General features: G+C 68.8%; 5 protein-coding genes and 1 pseudogene. 1 reads left to right on the top strand and 5 read right to left on the bottom strand.

Going from position 1 to position 3,963, the window contains the following annotated elements; translation table 11 throughout:
* A pseudogene (locus AB4112_RS35860) lies at positions 1 to 225 on the top strand (IS4 family transposase); the annotation flags it as partial.
* Positions 226 to 331: 106 nt separating this feature from the next.
* Here the strand turns inward: AB4112_RS35860 and AB4112_RS35855 are convergent.
* From AB4112_RS35855 to AB4112_RS35835, 5 genes are all read right to left on the bottom strand, one after another.
* On the bottom strand, positions 332 to 1,279 hold the full coding sequence (locus tag AB4112_RS35855; RefSeq protein WP_441727223.1) for an ornithine cyclodeaminase family protein: 948 nt from the start codon (positions 1,277 to 1,279) through the stop codon (positions 332 to 334).
* Positions 1,280 to 1,429: 150 nt separating this feature from the next.
* Complete coding sequence (locus AB4112_RS35850) at positions 1,430 to 1,789, bottom strand: lipopolysaccharide assembly protein LapA domain-containing protein (protein WP_441727221.1); 360 nt, start codon at positions 1,787 to 1,789, stop codon at positions 1,430 to 1,432.
* A 44-nt stretch (positions 1,790 to 1,833) separates the two neighbouring features.
* The gene (locus tag AB4112_RS35845) at positions 1,834 to 2,118 is read right to left on the bottom strand and encodes an integration host factor subunit beta (protein ID WP_309796776.1); all 285 of its coding nucleotides are present in this window, start codon (positions 2,116 to 2,118) and stop codon (positions 1,834 to 1,836) included.
* Between the two features lie 162 nt (positions 2,119 to 2,280).
* On the bottom strand, positions 2,281 to 3,579 hold the full coding sequence (locus AB4112_RS35840) for an MFS transporter (protein ID WP_441727218.1): 1,299 nt from the start codon (positions 3,577 to 3,579) through the stop codon (positions 2,281 to 2,283).
* 144 nt (positions 3,580 to 3,723) lie between these two features.
* A partial coding sequence (locus AB4112_RS35835) for a transposase (RefSeq protein WP_441727216.1) occupies positions 3,724 to 3,963 on the bottom strand: 240 nt, incomplete at its 5' end.

Here is a 3,963-nt window from a genome sequence, read left to right as displayed (position 1 = left end):
GTCGGGCGCTCGGAGAATGCCGTGCGCATCCACATCGCCGTCGCCCTGATCGCCTTCCTGCTGCTGCGGCTCGCCCAGGCGGCGCAAAGCTTGGTCAAATCACCGCTCGCCTTCGCCCGTCTGGTCCGCGTCAACCTCATGCAGCGCAGGCGCATCGACCTCCTGCTCCAACCCGACCCTATCCTCGTCTCCAATCCAGACCAATTGATGCTCCTATGGGCCTGAAACTAAACCGGACAGCTGTGGGCCTGACCCGGGCATCCGGAGACTGTCGACACCCTCTGGATTGCCGGGTCAAGCCCGGCAATGACAGAAAGGCAAGAGGCCGGGGCTAGGTGCCCTGCCCCTCCAGCGCCTCGACCGCCAGGCGGGCGGCGGCGAGGTCTTCCAGCGCCGTGCCGACCGATTTGAACAGGGTGATCTCGTCCGGCGATCCACGGCCCCGGGCCGTGCCGCGGGCGAGGTCGTGCAGGTCGGCCAGGATCGCCTCCGGCCCGATCACGCCGGCCTTGATCGGCTGCAGCAGGTCGCCGGCCTCGGCCAGGGCGCCGGCGCGGGTGTCGACGAAGATGCGGGCGCGGCGCACCGCCTCGTCGTCGCATTCCCGCATCGCCGGCAGATAGGCGCCGGCGAGGTCGAGATGGGCGCCGGGCTTCAGCCAGGCGCCATGCACGATCGGCTCGCGCGACTGGGTGGCGCAGGACACCAGGTCGGCGTCGCGCACCGCGGCTTCGAGATCGGTCACGGCGCGGACCGGCAGTCCTTCCGCCGCCAGCTGCGCCGCCAGCGCCGACGCCTGCTCCGGCCGCCGGGCCCACAGGGCGATGTCGGTCAGCGGGCGCATGGCGAGATGGGCGCGGATGAAATGCGGCGCCAGCGTGCCGGCGCCGACCATCACCATGCGCGCCGCATCCGGCCGGGCCAGGTAGTCGGCGGCCAGGGCCGAAGCCGCGGCGGTGCGGCGGTTGGTCAGGGTCGGCCCGTCCATGATCGCGCGCGGCACCCCGGTGGCGCCGTCGAGCAGCAGGTAGGAGCCGACGATGAAGGGCAGGTCGCGGGCCGGGTTGCCCGGCATCAGCGACACCAGCTTGATGCCGATGGCCTGCTCGCGCTCCCAGGCCGGCATGATCAGCAGGGTGGCGTCGCCGGCCGCGGTCGGCACGGTGTGGTGGTGGCGCAAAGGCGCCTCGACCTCGCGGCGGAAGGCGTCGCGCAGCGCCTCGATCAGGGCGCGCGTGTCGAGCGCCCGGTCGAGGGCGGTGGCATCGATGGAGCGCATCAGGTCAAAGACCGTTTGATAATGCTACTGGCATGGCCGCCTGATGGTGGTTTCTGCGCTTCCGGTGCTCACGGACCCAAACGTCCGCTGCGCTCCGGTTCTCGAAACCCCCACCATTCGACTCATGCCAGCGCATTCTCAAACGGCCTTTCAGCGGGTCTGGCTGGTGGGCAGGGCCGGGCGTGCCGCGTCGGTGGCGTTGCGGTTGGCGAAGGCGGAGCCGCCGGTCTTCTGCCGCGCCTTCATCCCCTCCAGGTCCTTCTGGGTCGCGGCCAGCCGGCTCTCCAGCCGCCGCATGCGGAAGCCGGAGGCGAAGCGGCCGAACCACAGGGCCAGGGCGCCGATCAGCATGCCGAACAGCAGCGGCAGCAGCGCCACCAGATACAGCGGCGCGTCGATCCGGAACGGCAGCGGCCAGAGGCCGAGCGTCGCCATCTCGCGGTTGCTGATCGCGAAAGACAGCAGCAGCAGGGCGAAGGGAATGGTGACGATCCAGGCGATGTAGCGCACGGGTTTAGCCCTCGCGGTGGGTCGGGCCCGAACCCTCGGGCCCATCAGTCATCCGTATTCAGGCGTTCGCGGAGCTGCTTGCCCGTCTTGAAGAACGGCACCAGCTTCTCCGCCACGTCGACCGCCACGCCGGTGCGCGGGTTGCGCCCCATCCTGGCGTCACGGCGCTTGACCGAGAAGGCGCCGAAACCCCGGAGCTCGACCCGCTGGCCCTCGGCCAGCGCCTCGGTGATCCGGTCGAAGATGGTCGTGACGATGCGCTCGACGTCGCGTTGATAGAGATGCGGATTGCGCTCCGCAAGCCGCATGATGAGCTCGGACTTGGTCATGTCCCCCGAATCCCTGTCCGCCGCCTTGTTGTCGACGCGGTCGTTGCGTCGCCGCTGCCCCGATCTGACGGCAAGCGGCGATGGTGCCAGCACGGCCGGCCGAAGGCAAGGACAAGTCCCTCTGCAAAAAGGGAATTCCGGGAATTCGAGGCCTGATCGGCGTCAGCTCGCGGCGCGGATCTCGCCGACCGGTCGCCGGCCGCCGCGCCGGACCATCACCACGGTCGCCGCCAGACCGCACAGCGCCGCGAAAGACAGCCAGACGCCGGGCATCGCCGGGTTTCCAGTGGCATGGATCAGCCAGGTGCACAGCGCCGGGGTGAAGCCGCCGAAGGTCGCGGTCGCCAGGCTGTAGGCCAGCGAGAATCCCGTGGTGCGCACCTCCTCCGGCATGATCTCGGTCAGGAACGGGATCATGGCGCCGTTGTAGCTGCCGTAGAGGAAGGACAGCCACAGCTCGACCGCGAGCAGGCGGTCGAAGGACGGCGCCGACACCAGCCACTGCATCGCGGGATAGGCGGTAAGCAGGGTGAGCACGGTGCACACCACCAGGATCGGGGTGCGGCCGATGCGGTCCGACAGCGCGCCGGCGAGCGGCAGCCAGATCAGGTTGGTGATGCCGACGCACAGCGTCACCACCAGGCTGTCGATGCCGGCGAGATGCAGCGCCTGGCTGCCGAAGGTCGGGGTGTAGGCGGTGATCAGGTAGAAGCTGACCGTGGTCATCGTCACCAGCAGCATGCCGAGCAGGACGATGCCCCAGTTGTCGGCCACGGAGCGCAGGATCTGCGCCGCGCTGGGGTGGTGGGTGCGCGCCTTGAAGGCCTCGGTCTCCTCCAGCGAACGGCGCAGCAGGAAGATCAGCGGCACGATCATGCAGCCGACCAGCAACGGCAGGCGCCAGCCCCAGAGAGCGATCGATTCCGGCGGCAGCACCGCGCTCATCAGCACGCCGAGCGAGGCGGCGACGATCACCGCCACCTGCTGGCTGCCGGATTGCCAGGCGGTGTAGAAGCCCTTGTTCCCCGGCGTCGCGATCTCGGCCAGGTAGACCGAGACGCCGCCGAGTTCGACCCCCGCCGAGAAGCCCTGCAGCAGCCGGCCCAGCACGATCAGCACCGGCGCCAGCACGCCCAGCGTCTCGTAGCCCGGCAGCAGGCCGATGGTCAGGGTGCCGACCGCCATCAGCCCCAGCGTCAGCAGCAGGCCGGCGCGGCGGCCATGCCGGTCGATATAGGCGCCCAACACCAGGGCGCCGAGCGGACGCATCAGGAAGCCGGCGCCGAAGGTGCCGAGCGACAGCATCAGCGAGGCGAAGTCGTTGCCGGTCGGGAAGAACACCTTGGCGATGTACGAGGCGTAGTAGCCGTAGACCATGAAGTCGTACATCTCCAGGAAGTTGCCGCTGGAGACGCGGAGGACGGCCATGGCCTGGGATCGGGATGTCGCCGCTGCACGCACGATGAGCCTCTCTGGATCAGAACCGACGCTGCTTTCCCCCCTGCCCTGTCCCTCGTCCTCCGCTGGTCGGTTGTCAATGGCCCGATATGTCCGGCGGACCGGTCCGGTGCGTGGCCCCAGGCTTTTCAGATACCCTAATTCCCGTCATCCCCGCGAAAGCGGGGATGTGGACTCACATTTGAAGTGCAACAGTGAGGAGAAGACCTCGGCAGGTGTGCGGAAGTCCAGGCATTGCCGAGGGGTGTGGTTGTAGCGTCTGGCGATGCGGATGAGATCGAGGGGCTGGAGGCCGGAGAGATCGGTTCGCCTTGGCAGGTCTCGTCGCAGTCGTCCGATGGCGTTTTCGATGCCGCCTTTCTGCCAGGGTGCGTGCGGGATCGCAGA

The sequence above is a fragment of the Inquilinus sp. 2KB_23 genome, assembly GCF_052115705.1.
In the GTDB taxonomy this organism is placed as follows: domain Bacteria; phylum Pseudomonadota; class Alphaproteobacteria; order DSM-16000; family Inquilinaceae; genus Inquilinus; species Inquilinus ginsengisoli_A.
This window is presented reverse-complemented; position numbering and strand designations above follow the sequence as displayed.